Raw genomic sequence first — 18,146 nt, forward strand, 5'->3', positions numbered from 1 at the left:
TAAAACTAATTTAGTATGAAGAAATATATTAAATCAATATTCACATCGAGGAAGCAGCTTGTGCTGCTTCCCCTGATGCTTGTTTCAGGCGGTATCATGCAGGCGCAAACGGCTGCACCCGATACTGTGTACGTAAGCTTCAATACGAATACTGCGCTGACGATGACTTATGGTGACAACCTGAGTACGGCTGCCGCGGGTATCAGTGGAGCCAGTTTCAACTATTTCTATGTGAATGGGGATGGAAGTGAATACGGAAGTATCGGCTCAGGAGTATCATTCAAGTCTCCGGCACAAGCGATCGACATCCTGAAGTTTTCGGCTACTCCGACAGTGAGCGGTGGCGAGACATTAGGTTTCGTGGCCAATAACCTGACTGAATATTTCCAATATACCAGTCCGAATGTAGTATTCTTTGTCAGCAACCGGGCCGGTGCTTTTACCAGCCTGCCTTTAACGGTGAATCCGGCTACATTGGATATCGCAGCCCGCGACACCAGCCGTTTCTACGGTGATGAGAACCCGGCAACGCCCTGGTCTGCCAAAGACTTTGTGTTCAGCGGTTTTGTGAATGGCGATACGGAAGCGATCTTTACCAATTCGCAGGTGAATGTTTTACCGGACGTTACGTATGGCGGAGCAGATAAAAACTCGGCTCCCGGTACATTTGTAATCGGTATGACCGGAGGACAAGCAGCCAACTATACACTGAACCTGCAGGTTTGGTCGGATGCCTGGCCCGATGGTAGAGGGTTGCTGACAGTTAAGCAAGCCCCTCTTACCTTGGCTGTCCCCGACAGTGCCCGTCTGTATGACGATGCAAATGTGAAGAATATCTCCGGAAAAGAACTTCTCATCACAGACGGAACTTTGAAGAACGACCAGACACTTGAGGCTTTGTTCGGTAATATCAAATTCCCGGTTACCCATACAGCAGTTTCCGGTGCATTGGGCACAACCAAAAGTGATGTAGGAACTTATAGTTATGAGTTGAATGCAAATGCAGCTAACACGGTTGCAACCACTCTTTCTAACTATGATATCCTGGCAATCACCGCCGGTAAATACGAAGTGAAGAAAGACACAATCACTATCACCGTATTCCCGGCAGAAGTAGAAGTCGTTATCAACGACAAGCCGGTTAAGGTGATGCAGAAGGTGTATGGTGAACCTAATCCGGATGGTTATTTCTATCTGACTAAACGTTTGGAAGAAGGTAGTGCTCCTTCGTATGCTTTCTCGAAAGCAGCTGAGGCAGTCGATTATATCTCCGCAACAGCCGAAGGCGACAAAGGTTTCAAAGTGGCTCCGCTTGCCGGATACTTCGATTATGAAGGACGCAAGGCTACTGAAAAGACCGAAGTAAACCTGAAGCGTGAGAAACCGAACCAGAAAGAAGACAGCCTGTATGTCGCCAAGGTGGACAATGCAGACAAAGTATCTTCTCTGAACTACGCTTTCAAAACAGTAGACGGAACCTTCCTGATCAACCAGCGTCCGTTGGCCATCTGGAAAGTGATCGTAGACCGCATATATGGTGAAGCCGATAAGGATACGACCTGGACTTTCGAACCGAACGATGCCGAAAAGAAACGCGGGCTCGCCAGCTTCGATGTTAAATATCAGACAACAACTACTCCTGACGACATTATCGACTTCATGCCGAAAGTAGTTGTTAAGCCGGTTGCTGCCGATAATACCCTGCACGCGGGTTCTTACAACGACACCCTGCATATCAAGGTTATTACCGAAAATAAAACAATCCAACCGCCGTATGTGGCAAAGGATCGTAACTATAAGCTGATTATGAACACACTGGTTCCGGGCACAATGACAAACGACAGTGTACGTCTCGAAGTTGCCAAAGCTCCATTGATTATCCGTCTGGATACCATCAAGAGAGCATTCGGTTCGGCTGATCCTGAGTTCAACAAAGCGGAAGTCCAGAAAGAGTTTATCTCTTACGAAGGCTTCAAATTGGATGAATCGGCCAATAGCCTCGACTCGACGGCTACCGTTGCTGTCGGCAACCGTATCAAGAACCTGGTTATCAACAACCGTCCGGAAGGAATTCTGCCGGTAGGAACATACGAACTGACAGGTATTACCGAACTCAACAAGGTAAATCCGAACTACGAAATCACCATCGTAGGCAAAGCCCGTTATCAGGTATATCCGGATAATAGCTATGTAATGGTTTGGACGCCGATACAGAACGAACTGATCGTGGGCGACCTTGTACGTTTGAATGCAGTCGTTAAACAAGGATCGACCGTAATAGCCGAAGGTTCCCGGATCGTTTACGAATCATCCAACCCGGCTCTGATCCAGGTAGAAAAGGTAGAAAGTATCTGGTATCTGCGTGCGAAAGCATTGACAGGCGATGAAGGCGTAACGATCACTGCCCGCTACAATGCAGAGTCCGGACAGGAAGAAGCCTTGAAGTCGGAAGTGTTCAAAGTCTTGCGTCTGAAGAATGAAGCAGACTTCAACGTGATCCTGGGTAACATGGTATTCGATTACGACGGAACCGGCAAAGAAGCCGATGTGAAGCTGACTGACCTGAAGGGTATCCAGACATATACTCCGATCATTACTTATAACGGTGATCCTGAACTGCCGGTTGCGGCAGGTATCTATAACATCTCCATCTTCGTGAAACATAACGGTTCCGACCTGCTTGTCCGCAAAGAAAAGATGCAGATCAAACCGCGCGAAGTAACCGTGAAACCGAAAGATGCTCTGGTTGCATTCGGTGAAGTAATGCCTGAATCATTCGAATATACCTATTCCGGATTTATCGGCAGCGACGATTTCAAAGCCGCTTCTGCTCCTACGGTAAAAGTGGCAGGAACAATAACCGGTGCAGGAAATTATACCCTGTATGTCGAAGGTGGCGATCCGGGTGACAACTACACCCTAGTAGGTGGAACCGGAACCCTGACTGTTTCGAAAGCTACACTGACAATCAGTGCCGGTACGGTAGATATCGTTTACGGTGATGAGATACCTGAGCTGAAACCGGTATACACCGGCTTCGTAGGCAACGATAACCCGGATGCCCTCAACTTCATCTACACAGTGAAGACCAGGGTTAACCCTGTCAACGCAGGCTCTTACGATCTTATCATCGACTGTCTGAGCTCTGAAGAAGACAACTATGCCGTGACTTTGGTTCCTGGTAAGTTGAATATCGCAAAAGCAGCCGCCGGCCTTGAATGGTCTGTCGAGTCGACATCGATCACCGTTGGCGACTCTGTTCTGTTGTATGCTTCCTGCGAATCTCCGGCAACAATCTCTTACACAGTTGAAAACATCGCTGTCGCAGGTACGAGAAACCATATCGAAGGTGTGCATGTGATCGGTAAGAACGAAGGTATAACGAAGTTGTATATCACAATTCCCGAGTCGACCAACCACCTGTCACATCGTGACTCTGTCACCTTCAATGTGAAGCTGGGTACGGTAGGCAACGAATCGATCACCCTGCAGGGTGTAGGTCTGTATCCAACTTTGGTAGAGAATAATGCAACAGTAGTTTCCGAATCTCCTGTAGATGCCATCATCGTGATCGATGCAGCCGGTAGAGTACAGAAGGTAATCAACAAACCGGAGCAGGTAGTCGACCTGAGCCGGTTGCGTAGCGGTTATTATCTGGTTCGTATCGTTCTGGATAACGGCGAAGCGAAGACTGTCCGTATTATTAAGAAATAATCCTGTTTTGTTCCCTTTTCCCCCTTAAGGGAATGAACTATAAGGAGAAGCTGTTCCAGGCATTGTCCTGGGACGGCTTCTTTTGTTCTTATAACCGGTGTATGCATGCGTTGTATGGCGTCTTTCAACCCTCTTTCATTTAAGACTATGACAACTAAGCCGGAACATCACTACATGTAAGGTCTTTCTATATGATAGTTAAACCCTAAGTAGCCTACATTAAAAAAAGTAAGGTACTAACTGCAAATATGCAAGGCATGCTCTACAAAAAAGTAAGGCTTGCCTTACATATTTGCAAAGCATGCCTTACTTTATTAAAAGTCCTAAGAAAAGCCATTAATTCCCACGTTCTCAAACCTTAAAGATAATGATGAAAATGCTTAGTTGTAACCATCTTCTGAAAATAAGATAGGAAGTCGCTGGAAAACAGTTAGTATCGTACTGTGTAATATATTTAAATGTACGTGCGTACATTAATATATATACTTTGTTATTTTCCTATAATATAATAAGTGATTGTTGATTGTTTACACCTTGAAAAGCAATATATTTATGAAATATATTAGGTGACTAGAAAAAACGGTCGTTTATTTCCGTCAACAAAAGTAAGCATAAGTTTTAAACCTGCAATTCTTTTGATAATTTTTTTTCCCTCTCTATATGCTTTCTTATCAATTGGATAGAAAGATAAGTATGAAATTACTTCTTTTCATGACAAACTCAAATACCCCACCTGATGATGGCGATAATAAACGACCGTTTTTTCTAGTCATTATATATAATTCGCCCATAAAAGAAGGGCTGTAAAGGAGTTTTTAGTAACACTATTATTAATATTAAATTTATTGATTATGAACAAAAAGTTTTCTACGTTAATGGCAGCGAGTCTGGTTTTGGCTGGTTCGTTGTGGAGTGGGGATGCTTTGGCGGAGACTGTAAAGATTTCGACATTGGCAGAACTACAAGCAGTAACAAATTGGTCTGACGTAAAAGGTCAAACAACTCAATCAGATGATAATAAGGAGTGGACATTGACATCTGATGCGGACACTCTTCTTTTTACTAATAAGGATATTATCAAATTTGGAGAATATGCTTATGGAAAAAAGGAATTATCTCAAGTTGCAACGAATGTTAACTATCTGACAATTGGTAAGTCTGTTGTTATTTTAGCAGAAAAAGATAGTAAAGGAATTGAAGGTCACCTGAAGATTACTAAAGATGGTGTAGTTGTAAAGGGACTTGCTATTTCTAATAAATCTATCAACAACCAACCGGCAGCAACAAAGACTGCTATTGAAGTTGCAGCAGATGTAACAAAAGTGACTTTGGTTGATAATGTTATTACAGAGCCTAAGTTGGCAGATGGTTTCATGACTTATGGCATTCTTCTTAGAGGTGATGCTAAAGATATGACTATTGAAGGTAATAAGATTACAGCTAAGGCTTTTGTTAAAGGTAATGACAGTTATAAGTTCTCGTTCATTTCTGCTGGTTTGGTTTTCTTAAGCCAAACAGGAAAGACTATCTCTGCGGATATTGCTGCAAAAAACACTTTCGTTGATTGCGGTATTGATTTCTTTGATGAAAGAACTATTACTGAAACAAAAGCTGATGCAATTCCTTATTATTATAGTGCACAAGTGACTTATAATTCAGCTCGCCCTGAAGCCGTTCTTGATGTACTTGATGGTTATAACGCAAAGAGCAAATCTTTGGTAATTAAAGGTGCCAGTGCTTTAGATGTTATTTCTGCAATCAATGCAGCAAAAGGTCAGACTTACACTGCTGTTCCTGCAACATTTGCAGTTATAGCTGATGGTGCAAATGTTGTAAAAGGAGATGCTGATCCTTTGAATGCTTCTTTAAAAATTGTAGCTGTGAAAGAAGTGTCTTCTGGTTCTAACACTGTAACTTTAGATAAAGATAATTCTACAGCAGACATTGTAGAATACACCGCAACAGAACTTAACAAAATTCTGGGCGATGGCTTCATCTTAACATTAACTGATGTAGATGACAAAGCTATTGATAATGGCGATGTTGTAAGTGAAAAGTTACTGACTGCAACAGGAACTACTAGTGAGTTTAAGTTGATGTCAGGTAAGAAATATTTGACTGTTGTTGCTGAACAATGGGGTAATATTACTGATGCTCCTTACAAAGTAAAATTTGTAGACAAAGAAGCTGATGCTACTGAATTTAAAATTACAAATGTAGATGGTAAGTTAGCTATCAGCTCAAAAGTTGGTTCTGACAATGTTTATTTGACAGTCGTTTCTACAGATTTAGGCACAGTATTGACTGCTGTTAAGTCTGATGTTGTTAAGACTGATTTGACTGCTGTTCTTAGCAAAACCAACATGGTTAACGGTAAAGTTGATGAAAAGAACAACCCGTTGTTAAACAAATATGTAACATTTACTTTCGCAACAGCAGACAAGAACATTGCTGCTAAAGACGGTAAAGTATTAGGTCTTGACAATAACGGTGGAAATGCAATGGATTTAGTTGCTGCCGACAGATATCTGCAATCTAAACCGGAAGGTCAGTGGGCTGTAACTCTGGAAAATGATTCAGAATACAACTTCAAGTTCACAAACCGTGAAAAGAATGTTTCTTTCTCTGCTTCTGCTCTGTATCTGATTGATGCTAAGACAAATAAATATGCAGTTGTTTATAATGGCGGAACTAGTACTTTCTCTGGTGGTGTAAGAGATACTTTCGTTATCAATGGTGTTGATTTGAAACTGGTTTCTAAAGATTACTATGTAAACTACAAGAACGACGAAATCAAAGATACACAGTATAAGATGGCTATCGCTTCTACAGAAACAACAGACTTCTATGTGACTGAAAACCACGAAGGCAAACACTTGTTGGGTCTTACTAAAGAAACTGCTAATTCTGTAAACTGGAAAGTCGTTGCTACAAAAGATACAGTTCTTTTGATCAACAACTATGGTAAATATGACGAAGATGGCGACTATGTAGCTCAGCCTGATACAATGAAGATCCCGACTTATGCATTCCAGAATGTTGCTAACGATGAGTATATGACTTATGCTCCGGAAAAATTAGCTTTGGACGAAGATGCTATGTATTGCGATCCTAACTCAGTTAAGTTGACAAATGAAAATGATCTGTCTGCTTATGCATTCGTACTGAAGAAAAGAGCTGACGGCTTGTTCAATATCATCGGTATCAAGAAAGATGGTGATAACTATGTATTAGATCTGAGCAAGAAACTGTTCGGTGCAACTACTGAAAAGAATGGCCAGGTTCAGGTTGAAGAATCATGGGAACAGATCAACTCTAACGACTTGTTCAAATTGACACCTGTTGACGCTCCTGAATACCACTTCGTAGAAAATGGTTTCGGTGAAAAGGTTAGCATCTTCCGTGAAGAAAACGATGCTCAGGTATTGTATGAAAAACGTGATATTAAGTCTGTTGTAGACAACGATACATTGAGCTTCCTGAATATTGATAACGTTTATCAGTTCGACAAGATCAATCCATCTATGTTTGTTGATACAGCTTATATCAACAGAGGTGAAAACACTCGTTGGCAGTATCTGTTGGCTGTAAATCCGGAAGTTCATAACCCTGATACTTGTACAATCCCGGGTCACCCGAGAAATGACCGTATGGTAACAGGCCGCTACTTGATCAACCTGATCGATACAGCTAACGTATATGGTGCAACTCACCTGCATAACAACCCGTACATCAACAGAACAGAAGCTGGTGAATATTTGGCTAAACTTTCGTTCGTAGATGCAATGCATATTAACGATACTCTGATCATCAACCGTAAAGGTGGCGAAGCTGTAAAACTGTTTATGGATACTCCTGACTTCAATGTAGCTAAGTTTGCATTCCGTTATGTAAATCCTGCCAGCGAATCAGATAAGACATTCAAGATCCAGACTCAGTATAAAGATTATAAGAATGGTGATTTGACTGCTAAAGACAATGCATCTAACGAAGGTTACCTGAAATGGATCAACGGTACAGTAGTTGTTGTTAACGGTTATGCAAATGGTGATGTATTCGGTATCAACGAAAACGAAGACCGCGATGCAGTAGCTAACGAAGACGTTACAGTATCTTCAATTAGTGTTGTAGCAACAGACGGTGCAGTTATCATCAAGGGTGCTGAAGGCAAGAAAGTTGTAATCAGCAACGTACTTGGCCAGACAGTGGCTAATGCAGTAATTTCTTCTGACAACGCTACAATCTCTGCACCTGCCGGTGTAGTTGTAGTAGCTGTTGAAGGTGAAGCAGCTGTAAAAGCAATCGTAAAATAAGCAATTATTTAAAATCAAATAATTCTAAATTGTTTACCGCGTGTCGTAGGGGCGGTTCGCGAATCGCCCTTACCCCAATTACCCTGCGACAGGCGAACAAGCGGTAGATATTAATACTAAAGTAATGAAATAAAGTTCTTCTGTTCTATCTCTGTGAAGAGCAAAGACAGACAAAAACAAACCTCCCTGGATTATCTCCGGGGAGGTTTCTGTTTATTAGCGCAATTTTATCTTAACGGACACAAATATTATTCAGAGAAAAGTGTATATTTGCCCTCATCTGTAATGAAAACACTTTAAATTATTAATTTTCAAATGAAGAGACTATGTATGGCTGTCATGGCAATGTGTTTATTGCTGTCGTGCGCCGAAAAGAAAGAAGAGGCTACACTCTCCGGGTTATTGAAATCTGATTTCGTGTCAGAGGTAGAAGGAAAACCAACAGCATTGTATGTGTTGAAGAATAAAAACGGTGCCGAAGCGTGCATTACCAATTATGGCGGACGTTTGGTTTCTGTCATGGTGCCCGACAAGAATGGGAAAATGACCGATGTGGTTTTAGGTTATGATAATGTGGATCAGTATGTGAAATCTGATGGTAACTATGGTGCGCTGATCGGACGTTACGGTAACCGTATCAATCAAGCTAAATTTTCTTTGGATGATACAGAGTATACGCTCCCTGCAAATGACGGCATGCATTGTCTGCACGGTGGTCCTCTGGGATATCATACCCGTATGTGGGATGCAAAACAGTTGAACGACCAGACTTTGGAATTAACTTATCTGTCGAAAGACGGAGAAGCAGGTTTCCCCGGAAACCTGGATATAAAGGTTACTTATACTTTGACAGATGATAACGCTGTCGGTATCAAATATGAAGCAACTACCGATAAGAAAACAGTGGTGAACCTTACCAACCACAGCTATTTCAACCTGTCGGGCGTTCCCGGTTCCGATGTCCTGGATCAGGAGATCATGATCAATGCCGACAATTATACTCCGGTTGACGAAACATTGATCCCGACAGGTATAAGCACTGTTGCTGAAACTCCGCTCGACCTGCGTACTCCGGTAGCTATCGGCCGGCATATCAATGAACCTTTCGATCAATTACAGAAAGGCCGCGGGTATGACCATAACTGGGTGTTGAACTCAAACGGTGATAAGAACGTACTGGCAGCAAAGGCCTATTCTCCAACTAGCGGTATAGCTTTGGAAGTATACACGAATGAACCGGGCATACAGTTCTATACAGGTAACTTCATGGATGGAAAAGATACCGGTAAACACGGTGTATTGTATCCCCACCGCGGTGCATTCTGTCTGGAAACCCAGCATTATCCCGACTCTCCAAATCATCCGGACTTCCCAAGTGTTGTGTTGAATCCGGGAGAAAAGTATGTCAGCGAATGTATTTATAAGTTTACAGCAGAATAACTCAGTTATAGGATATACGGATAGAACAAGTCTGTCTGTTGATGCATAAAGGGTACCGTTTACGGTGCCCTTTTTTTGTAGTTAATAATTCTTTGCAATCAATATATTTTATTGCTTTTCGCTATCTTTGCTCCGACAACATGTTGGCCGGACATTGAGTTTCGGCTCTTCATCAGTTGGCAACGTTAAGCGTTTAAGATATTATCTTTGGAACTGAAAATCGCCAAGTTTCAAGTCGAACAAGGATAATAGGCAACTAAACGCTCACGCTTGTTATATATATTCATGTATATAATAGGGCGTGGGCTGTTGTCTTATTATTTGTTCGATGGGTGTTTGGCGATACCTCAGTTCTGAATAATAGATTAACAGTTTCCACGCTTCTTTATAATATAAAATGCCAAACGAGGGAAACGGGGCGGCACAGAGTTAGAATATGAATCCTAAAGAAAAAGAACGGATTGCTGTTTGCTGTGTTTTACTGGATATCGCCGAAAGTATAGGAGGCAGTGTTGCTATATCCGATTGTCCTCATTATAAACAGCTGAAGGATAGAATCGTCCTGACGGAACAGGATTTTGAAATGGCCCGCAACGCATCTGTGTTGACAAGTTTAGCGGTTTTGAAGAATGTACATTATAACACAAAGATGATGCTGGCCTTAGCTGTCTGCGACCTGTATTCCGAATACATGGTTGTTCCGTTCGACTATCGTGTTGCTTTCGAAACATTGATGAACGCGATAGATTGGCCTATCTCATTCTCCGAAGTTCTGGCACGAAGCAGAACGGAATAACAATCGCAGTTAGAATAAATTATAGTTTGTTCGAAGTACCTTGAACTCTGTACGACGGTTTATCTGATCGGCCATTTCCTGTTGTTCGGGAGTGAGCGTCAGGATAAACTCTTCCGTCAAAACATCCCCTTCTTTCAAAAAGTCGAAACTTTTTGCCAGTTTCTTATTGATTGTCTTCGGCACGCTTTCACCATATCCTTTGGCTTCCAGGCGTTCCTTGTCGATACCTCCGGCGATCAGATAATCGACAACGGACTGGGCACGCCGCTGGGCGAGACGTTCGTTGTACTGGTCGGTTCCTTTACGGTCGGTATGTGCTCCTAATTCGATTGTCACATTCGGATTATCATTCAGCATCTTGATCATTTCATCCAATGCTTTTTGCGATTCGGGGCGCAGGGTCGCCTTGTCGAAGTCGTAGAAGATATTATCGATCACTACCGGTTTACTGATCGGGGAGAGGTAGAAGTCGACGATATAGGTCTCGTTTTTTTCTTCCGGGCCTGTCTTCAATTCGAAATTCTGGTTGAGGTAACCGCGTGCACTGGCCATCATTACGTAACGGATGTCGCGTTCCAGTTCTACCCGGTAGCTACCGTCTTTCTTTGCCGGAACTTTTACATTCAGGCCATCTTTACCGACAATGCGTATGGTGGCGTCTTCGATCGGGTATTCATCCACGTCCGAAACGAGTCCTTCGATAAATATAGTGATGGTTGGCAGTTCGAATGAATAGAGGTGGTCGTAACCGCGTGCGTCGTTGCGGTTGGAGCTGAAGAAACCTCGTTCCTTGTTTCCTTCGAAGGTAATACCGAAATCATCACCCATTGAGTTGATCGGGGCTTTCAGGTTTTCCACATGCCACTTGCCGGTACTGTCCTGGGTGGCTTTGAAAAGATCGAGACCGCCCATACCCGGATGTCCGTTCGATGCAAAATAGAGCGTGACGGAGTCGCGGACATACGGGAACATTTCGTCACCGGGAGTATTGATCTCCGGTCCCAGGTTTTCCATCGGGCCGAAGTCGCTACCCACGAGTCTGGAACGGAAGATATCTTTTCCCCCGAAACCTCCGACGGCATCGGATACATAATAAAGATATTTCCCGTCGGGAGAAACAGACGGATGTCCCAGGGCGGTTACGGAGTCTTTTACGATGGATGCGCGTGTTCCTTTTCCCCATTTGGCGCTGCTACGGGTGGATACGTATATTTCAGAGGTACGCGGTCCTTCCGGATCTTGTGCGCAGTAGGTGTAATACATGGTGTTTCCGTCTTTAGAGAAAGAAGGTGTTCCTTCATCAAATTCGGTGTTCACTTCATCTTCCAGTTCGATAGGAGCCAGCCAGTTACCTTGTTCGTCTTTTTTGACCAGGAAGAAGTCATTATTTCTTATTCCGGTGATGGCACTGACCGTTTCCTCCTTATCTTTCCCGGCTCCTTTTGGGGTACGGGAAGAGGTGAAATAAAGCTGATCGTAAGCCTCTCCGAATAGCATCGGGCAGAATTCACCGCGGCGGGAGTTGAACTTCTCCATACGTTTAACGGTGTAACGGGTGGGGTTCTGTTTCCATTGCGGAGCCAATTCGCTTCCTTTGATACCGTTCAGGGCCAGTTCGCTTTCCGGGTTTAGTTTCAGAAACTCGTTATAGTAGCGGATTGCTTCGGCATACCTGCCGCTTCTCTGGTACATCTGTCCCAGGCGAAGGTTTACAATGCTGTCGGGATAGTCGTAGCGCAGTGCATTCATGTAGGCACTTGTCGCTCTCGGCGTATTGTTGATAAGCCGGTTACATTCAGCCATTCGATAGGCAATATATCCGCGTAGGTCCCGCTTCTGGGGAGAAGTTTTCGTATAAACTTTCCGGTAAATGGCTGCTGCTTCAAAGTATTCACCAATGCGTTGCTTCTCCTCCGCATCACTCAGTTTGGCTGATTTACAGGAAAACAAGAAGAAGAATGTAAAAAGCCCGAGTATATAATAGAATAATGTTTTCAGTTTCATTGCTATATCTTACTTCTAAAAATAACGTAACAGAGTAAATCTTATTGCGTGAAAAGGTATATTTCATTTAAAAAGAATTATATTTGTCTCTAATAAATTATTAAAACCAGATACTATGTTGAATAATACAAATGAGATAAAAATGGAAAACCAGCCGGTAGACTGTGTTACCATAAAGAAAGAAGTTGATGCCGATTTTATTGAAAAGGTAAATACCGGATTATATGAATCTGCATTAGGATTAGTAAATACAAAAGAAGAAGCAAAGCAGAAATTATCCAAATGGTTGTAATAAAATGGACTAATTTTGCTATCCAAAACCTTAACGATATAGGAGACTACATTGAACAGGATAGCTGTTGGCAGGCGGCTTTTGTTGTCAATTATTTATTTGATTCGGTTGATATTTTGGAGCATTATCCTTTTATTGGTCGAATGGTCCCTGAATTTCAGGTAAAACAATCCGTGAACTTATTCGTTTGAAATATCGTATAGTTTATCTGGTTCTGAATGAAGAACGGATCGACATTCTTACCGTCCATCATTCAGCTAGATTATTGCCTGATTTACCGACACTTTATAGGAGAAGTGAACTATCCCCGTAACTCAGGAAACGGAAATCGTTAGCGAGTGCATAATCGTAGATATTCTTCCAGTCGCCTTTGACAAAAGCGGAGATAAGTAGAAGCAAGGTGCTTTTGGGTTGGTGGAAGTTGGTGACGATACCTTTGACAATCTTGAATTCGTAGCCCGGGGCTATGATGATCTGGGTGGCGGTTACCAACGTATTCAATTGATGCTTATCCAGATAATCCAGGATGTTTTGCAATGCCTCGGCGGGTGTCAACCGGTTATTGGATTCGTCGTATGGCATCCATTGTTTGACAACCAGTTCGTCGGAAGTTGCTTCCGGGTTAGATGCCAGTGCAACACCTATATAATACAGGCTTTCGAGTGTACGGACAGAGGTCGTGCCGACGGCAATGATCTTACCGATATTCTGCATCACCCGTTCGATGGTGCTTCGGCGTACGGAAATGAACTCCGTATGCATCTCATGTCCTTCGATCGTCTCGCTTTTTACAGGCTTGAATGTTCCGGCACCCACATGCAACGTCAGTTCTTCGCGACCGAACCCTTTTGCATCCAGATCGGCCAACACCTCCGGTGTGAAATGCAGTCCTGCCGTCGGGGCTGCCACCGAACCTTTGATCTTGGAGTAGACTGTCTGGTAAGTTTTCAGGTCGCTCTCTTCTGTTCTCCGGTGAAGATAAGGAGGGATAGGTAACTCTCCCGCAGCATCGAGCACTTCGGCAAAGCTGAATCCACCGTCCCACGTAAACCGTATCTGATGCGTCTCTCCGTAACTCTGTACTTTTTCAGCACGTAGTGTCACCTTTTGTCCGTTGATCTCGATCTCCCGGCTGAGGCAAGGCTCTTTCCACTTCTTCGCATTCCCGATCAGGCAGATCCAGCAACAAGTTTCCGTCTCCAGGAAGATCCGTTCATAATCGTGCGGCTCGGAAGGATCGAGACAGAAAACTTCTATCTGCGCTCCCGTTGCACGTTGGAACAGTAGCCGGGCTTGTATTACGCGGGTATTGTTGAAGACCATCAGTGAACCTTCCGGAAGATAATCCGTGATCTGTTTGAAGATACTTTCGCTGACCTCTCCGTTGCGGTAGAGTAACAATTTAGACTCATCCCGTTTCGGCAGCGGGAACTTGGCGATTCGCTCGTCGGGCAACGAATAATTGTAATCTTCGATACTTATCTGTTGAGTTTTTGTGACCATTGCATTCATTATTACGGGGTACGATCTTACCGAACCCGGCTGCAAAAGTACAAATTTGTATGATATTATGGTATAATGAAGTATCTTTGTCGACACGAATATAAAGATAAAATAAGTATGAATATAAAGGTTGGTGATAAGGTGCGTTTCCTGAATACGACAGGAGGCGGCATTGTACGTAGTTTTAAAGGGAAAGATCAGGTATTGGTGGAAGACGAAGACGGCTTTGAAGTTCCGGCCCTGATCCGGGAATGTGTTGTTGTCGGCGGCGATAACGAGATGCAGGTGCATAGCTCTAACCGTCCGCGTGTGCAGCCTCAGCTCCAGGTTCAGCAACCGATGCCGAAACCCCAGCCCAAAGAGGAAGAGGTGAAGGTGGAAGAAACAGCTGAAGGCGAACGCCTGAACATCCATCTGGCTTATTTGCCGGTTGAACCATCGAAAGTTATACAGGATAGCGGCTATGAAGCTTATTTTATAAACGATAGCAACTACTATCTGTTCTTCAATTATATGAACCGTCATAACAATAGCTGGATAAGCCGTTACAACGGTCTGGTTGAACCGAACACAAAGATATTTATAGAAGAATTCGGCAAAGAAGAGTTGAACGACCTCGAACGCATATGTGTGCAGCTGATCGCTTTCAAGAAAGATAAACCTTACTCGTTGAAGAATTCCATCTCGGTTGAATTGCATCTCGATACGGTCAAGTTCTACAAGCAACATTGCTTTATGGAAAATGATTTCTTTGAAGAAGACGCTATGGTTTATTCCATCGTACGTAACGACGTTCCGGAAAAGGAATTGCTTATCTCTGCAGCAGAGTTGAAAGAGGCTATGTTTCAGAAAGCCCGTGAAGATCGTCATGCCCCGCAGCCGATCGTTAAGAAGAAGTCTGACGGTGCCATCCTGGAAGTCGACCTGCATATAACTGAACTGTTGGATAATACAAACGGACTGAGTAACGCGGACATGCTGACTTATCAGCTGGATAAGTTCCATGAAATTCTCGGTAAGTACGCAAACCATAAAGGGCAGAAGATTGTCTTTATCCACGGTAAAGGCGACGGAGTACTTCGTAAGGCTATCGAAAAAGAGTTGAAAACGAGATACAAACAGCACTATTATCAGGATGCTTCTTTCCGCGAATACGGTTTTGGTGCCACTATGGTAACGATCAAATAAGGATTTGCTCCTGATTAATAAGAAATAAGTACCGTATGAATACTGTTTTCCTTTGCAGAAAATCTGTTGCCGACGCCCTCGACAGATTTGCCGACGTCGTCGACAATATTGCTGACGCCCTCGACAATGTTGCCGACGCTGTCGGCAACAACTTTCCTGCAAGGGAAAACTGAAACAGGTGCTGTCCCAATACAGCTAACAACCGGATAAACGAGAATGATATGGCTACTGAAATAGAAAGAAAGTTTATTGTAAGAGGAGACTTCTCAGCCGATGTATTCAATTCGCAACGTATTGTGCAGGGATATATCTGTGCAGTGCCCGGACGTACGGTGCGTGTACGGATCCGTGGGGAGAAAGGTTTTCTGACTATCAAAGGCCCTTCGGACGAAAAAGGGCTGAGCCGTTACGAGTTCGAACAGGAAGTGCCGCTTGCGGATGCCGAACAGTTATTGAAGTTATGCGAACCGGGAGCCATCGATAAAGTGCGCCACCTTGTCCGTGCAGGGAAGCATATCTGGGAAGTGGATGTCTTTCACGGAGCCAACGAAGGTTTGGTTATGGCCGAAATAGAACTGGCTTCCGAAGACGAAGTATTTGAGAAACCGGAATGGATAGGGGAAGAGGTAAGCGGTGACAGGAGATATTACAACTCGATGCTTACCAAAGAACCTTATACCGGATGGGCAAAGAAATAATACTAATTTAAACGATAAAACACTATGAAGAGAATCTTATTATCCCTTTTGGCTGCCGCTCTGTCATTGCCGGCCGTAGCCGACGAAGGAATGTGGTTGCTTCCTTTACTTAAACAACAGAAATTTCCGGAGATGCAGGCACTGGGCCTGAAGTTGCAGGATTACGACATTTATAGTCCCGACTCTGCCTCGCTGAAAGATGCCGTTGTCATCTTCGGTGGCGGTTGTACCGGTGAGATCGTATCGCCGGACGGTTTGTTATTGACCAACCATCACTGCGGATACGGTCAGATACAGCAACACAGTACGCTGGAGCACGACTACCTGACCGATGGTTTCTGGGCAACCACTCGCGACCAGGAACTTCCCAATCCGGGACTGACCGTGACCTTCATTGACAAAATAGAAGATGTCACCGACTACGTGAAAGCGGAACTCGAGAAAGATACCGATCCGAACAGTATGAACTTTCTTTCTCCCAAATACCTGAACGGACTGGCTAAAGCCCGGGTAGGAGAAAAGTTCCTGCAGGATAACCCCGGAACGGAAGTGGAGATCAAAGCCTTCTACGGCGGTAACGTATATTATATGTTCACGAAGAAGATCTATTCGGATATCCGCCTGGTCGGAGCTCCCCCTTCTTCTATCGGTAAGTTCGGTGCGGATACCGACAACTGGATGTGGCCGCGTCATACGGGCGACTTCTCTGTCTTCCGTGTTTATGCCGATGCCAACGGTAACCCGGCTGAATATGCCGAAACCAATGTTCCCCTTCATCCGAAACGCTGGTTCAAGATATCTATAAAAGGAGTGGAGGAAGACGATTACGCCATGATGATGGGATTTCCGGGACGTACGAACAAGTATTATACTTCCTGGGAAGTAGCCGAACGTCGTGATATCGACAATGCAGTCCGTATCAATGTCCGCAACCTTCGTCAGGAAGTGATGCTGGACGAGATGCTCAAAGATCCGTCTGTACGTATTCAGTACGCCAGCAAATATGCCGGATCGACTAATGCTTACAAAAATGCTATCGGTAGCAATTGGGCGATAAAAAAACGTAACTTCGAACAGGTAAAGAAGGAAGAGCAGGATCGCCTGGTTGCCTGGTCGCTGGATAATGACGAGTCTGATTACCCGGAAGCCTTATCGACGATCGAACAGATCGTTTCCGATCGTAAAGACCTTCGCTTCCGCAGCTGGATGCTGGATGAAGCAATCCTGCGCGGTATTGAATTTACAAAAGTGCCTTCGGATATTCAAGCTATCAGCGAAGCCCTGAAAGGTAAAGACCGCAGCGAACAACAGAAGCAGGTGCGTATGTTGGAAATGGCCTACCATCGTTTTGCCGATAAGGATTACGCACCCGAAGTGGACAAGAAGATAGCCAAAGTGATGTTGAAGGAATATCGCCGGCTGGTTCCGGCTAAGTCACAACCGGCTTACTTTGCCCTGATCGACAAGAAGTTCAAAGGTGATGTAGACCGTTTTGTGGATTATCTGTTCGACAAATCTATCTATGGAAGTGAAGAAAACTTTGATAAATTTAAAACGCGCCCGTCCGTTAAAGCACTGGAAGAAGACCCGATGATCCTGTTTGCTAAATCTGTGCAGGAAGAAAAGTCTAACCTGAATGCTGCCCTGGCGGATTTTGATGCCGGTTATGCCATCGCTCACCGGATGTATGTAAAAGGGCTATTGGCCATGTATCAGGATAAAGCCAATTTCCCCGATGCCAATTTCTCCCTGCGTCTGACTTACGGCCAGGTGAAGGGATACAGTCCGCGGGATGCCGATTATTACAGTTGCCAGACTACGCTTGACGGTGTGATGGAAAAAGAAGACTCGACCAACTGGGAGTTTGTTGTTCCTGCCCGCCTGAAAGAATTGTATGCCGCAAAAGACTTTGCCCGTTATGGTATGGCGAATGGTAAGATGCCTGTTGCTTTCAGTGCGACGACGCATAGTACCGGAGGAAACTCGGGTAGCCCTGTTTTGAATGCAAACGGAGAACTGATCGGTATTAACTTCGACCGTAATTGGGAAGGTGTAGGAGGCGATATACAATACCTGCCGGATTACCAGCGCAGTATTATCGTAGATATCCGCTACGTTCTGTTCCTGATCGATAAATATGCCGGTGCCGGCTACCTGTTGGAGGAAATGGATCTGGTGGAATAATCGAATAATGGAAG

The 18,146-nt window shown here is 44.0% G+C and carries 12 protein-coding genes; 10 read left to right on the forward strand and 2 right to left on the reverse strand.

Features of this window, described 5'->3' with window-relative positions; genetic code table 11:
• Positions 1-15: 15 nt before the first annotated feature.
• The 4 genes from M1P97_RS05405 to M1P97_RS05420 all read left to right on the forward strand — a co-directional run bounded on the left by M1P97_RS05405 (position 16) and on the right by M1P97_RS05420 (position 10,263).
• Entirely contained in the window at positions 16-3,714 is a 3,699-nt protein-coding gene (locus M1P97_RS05405; RefSeq protein ID WP_195370816.1) for an MBG domain-containing protein, read from the forward strand.
• An 851-nt stretch (positions 3,715-4,565) separates the two neighbouring features.
• Complete coding sequence (locus M1P97_RS05410) at positions 4,566-8,027, forward strand: DUF6383 domain-containing protein (protein WP_249388571.1); 3,462 nt, start codon at positions 4,566-4,568, stop codon at positions 8,025-8,027.
• Between the two features lie 315 nt (positions 8,028-8,342).
• On the forward strand, positions 8,343-9,467 hold the full coding sequence (locus tag M1P97_RS05415) for an aldose epimerase family protein (protein ID WP_195370820.1): 1,125 nt from the start codon (positions 8,343-8,345) through the stop codon (positions 9,465-9,467).
• 436 nt (positions 9,468-9,903) lie between these two features.
• Positions 9,904-10,263 (forward strand): hypothetical protein, encoded by a 360-nt coding sequence (locus M1P97_RS05420; RefSeq protein WP_129729506.1) that lies wholly within the window; start codon positions 9,904-9,906, stop codon positions 10,261-10,263.
• Positions 10,264-10,272: 9 nt separating this feature from the next.
• Here the strand turns inward: M1P97_RS05420 and porE are convergent, their stop codons facing one another.
• Positions 10,273-12,267 carry a PorE family type IX secretion system protein gene (gene porE, locus M1P97_RS05425; RefSeq protein WP_195370822.1) on the reverse strand — a complete coding sequence of 665 codons (1,995 nt, stop codon included), beginning with the start codon at positions 12,265-12,267 and terminating at the stop codon, positions 10,273-10,275.
• A gap of 115 nt (positions 12,268-12,382) precedes the next feature.
• On the opposite strand from porE, the gene M1P97_RS05430 reads away from it, so the two are divergent.
• Both M1P97_RS05430 and M1P97_RS26430 read left to right on the forward strand, forming a co-directional pair.
• Positions 12,383-12,559 carry a hypothetical protein gene (locus tag M1P97_RS05430; protein ID WP_195370824.1) on the forward strand — a complete coding sequence of 59 codons (177 nt, stop codon included), beginning with the start codon at positions 12,383-12,385 and terminating at the stop codon, positions 12,557-12,559.
• Positions 12,550-12,750 (forward strand): type II toxin-antitoxin system RelE/ParE family toxin, encoded by a 201-nt coding sequence (locus M1P97_RS26430; protein ID WP_394803880.1) that lies wholly within the window; start codon positions 12,550-12,552, stop codon positions 12,748-12,750. Before M1P97_RS05430 ends, M1P97_RS26430 begins: the two co-directional genes overlap by 10 nt.
• 94 nt (positions 12,751-12,844) lie before the next feature.
• Here the strand turns inward: M1P97_RS26430 and M1P97_RS05435 are convergent, their stop codons facing one another.
• Positions 12,845-14,062, reverse strand: coding sequence for an S-adenosylmethionine:tRNA ribosyltransferase-isomerase (locus M1P97_RS05435; protein WP_195370826.1), 1,218 nt, complete (start codon positions 14,060-14,062; stop codon positions 12,845-12,847).
• Positions 14,063-14,179: 117 nt separating this feature from the next.
• On the opposite strand from M1P97_RS05435, the gene M1P97_RS05440 reads away from it, so the two are divergent.
• The 4 genes from M1P97_RS05440 to M1P97_RS05455 are packed head-to-tail and all read left to right on the forward strand — an operon-like array spanning position 14,180 to position 18,132.
• On the forward strand, positions 14,180-15,250 hold the full coding sequence (locus tag M1P97_RS05440; RefSeq protein ID WP_249388572.1) for a DUF2027 domain-containing protein: 1,071 nt from the start codon (positions 14,180-14,182) through the stop codon (positions 15,248-15,250).
• Between the two features lie 35 nt (positions 15,251-15,285).
• Positions 15,286-15,423, forward strand: a complete 138-nt coding sequence (locus tag M1P97_RS05445; RefSeq protein ID WP_249388573.1) for a hypothetical protein — start codon at positions 15,286-15,288, stop codon at positions 15,421-15,423.
• 48 nt (positions 15,424-15,471) lie between these two features.
• Positions 15,472-15,948 carry a CYTH domain-containing protein gene (locus M1P97_RS05450; protein WP_195370832.1) on the forward strand — a complete coding sequence of 159 codons (477 nt, stop codon included), beginning with the start codon at positions 15,472-15,474 and terminating at the stop codon, positions 15,946-15,948.
• 24 nt (positions 15,949-15,972) lie between these two features.
• Positions 15,973-18,132: a S46 family peptidase gene (locus tag M1P97_RS05455; protein WP_249388574.1), complete on the forward strand. Its 2,160-nt coding sequence runs from the start codon at positions 15,973-15,975 to the stop codon at positions 18,130-18,132.
• Positions 18,133-18,146: the final 14 nt, after the last annotated feature.

It is taken from the genome of Parabacteroides leei (assembly GCF_023369805.1).
In the GTDB taxonomy this organism is placed as follows: domain Bacteria; phylum Bacteroidota; class Bacteroidia; order Bacteroidales; family Tannerellaceae; genus Parabacteroides; species Parabacteroides leei.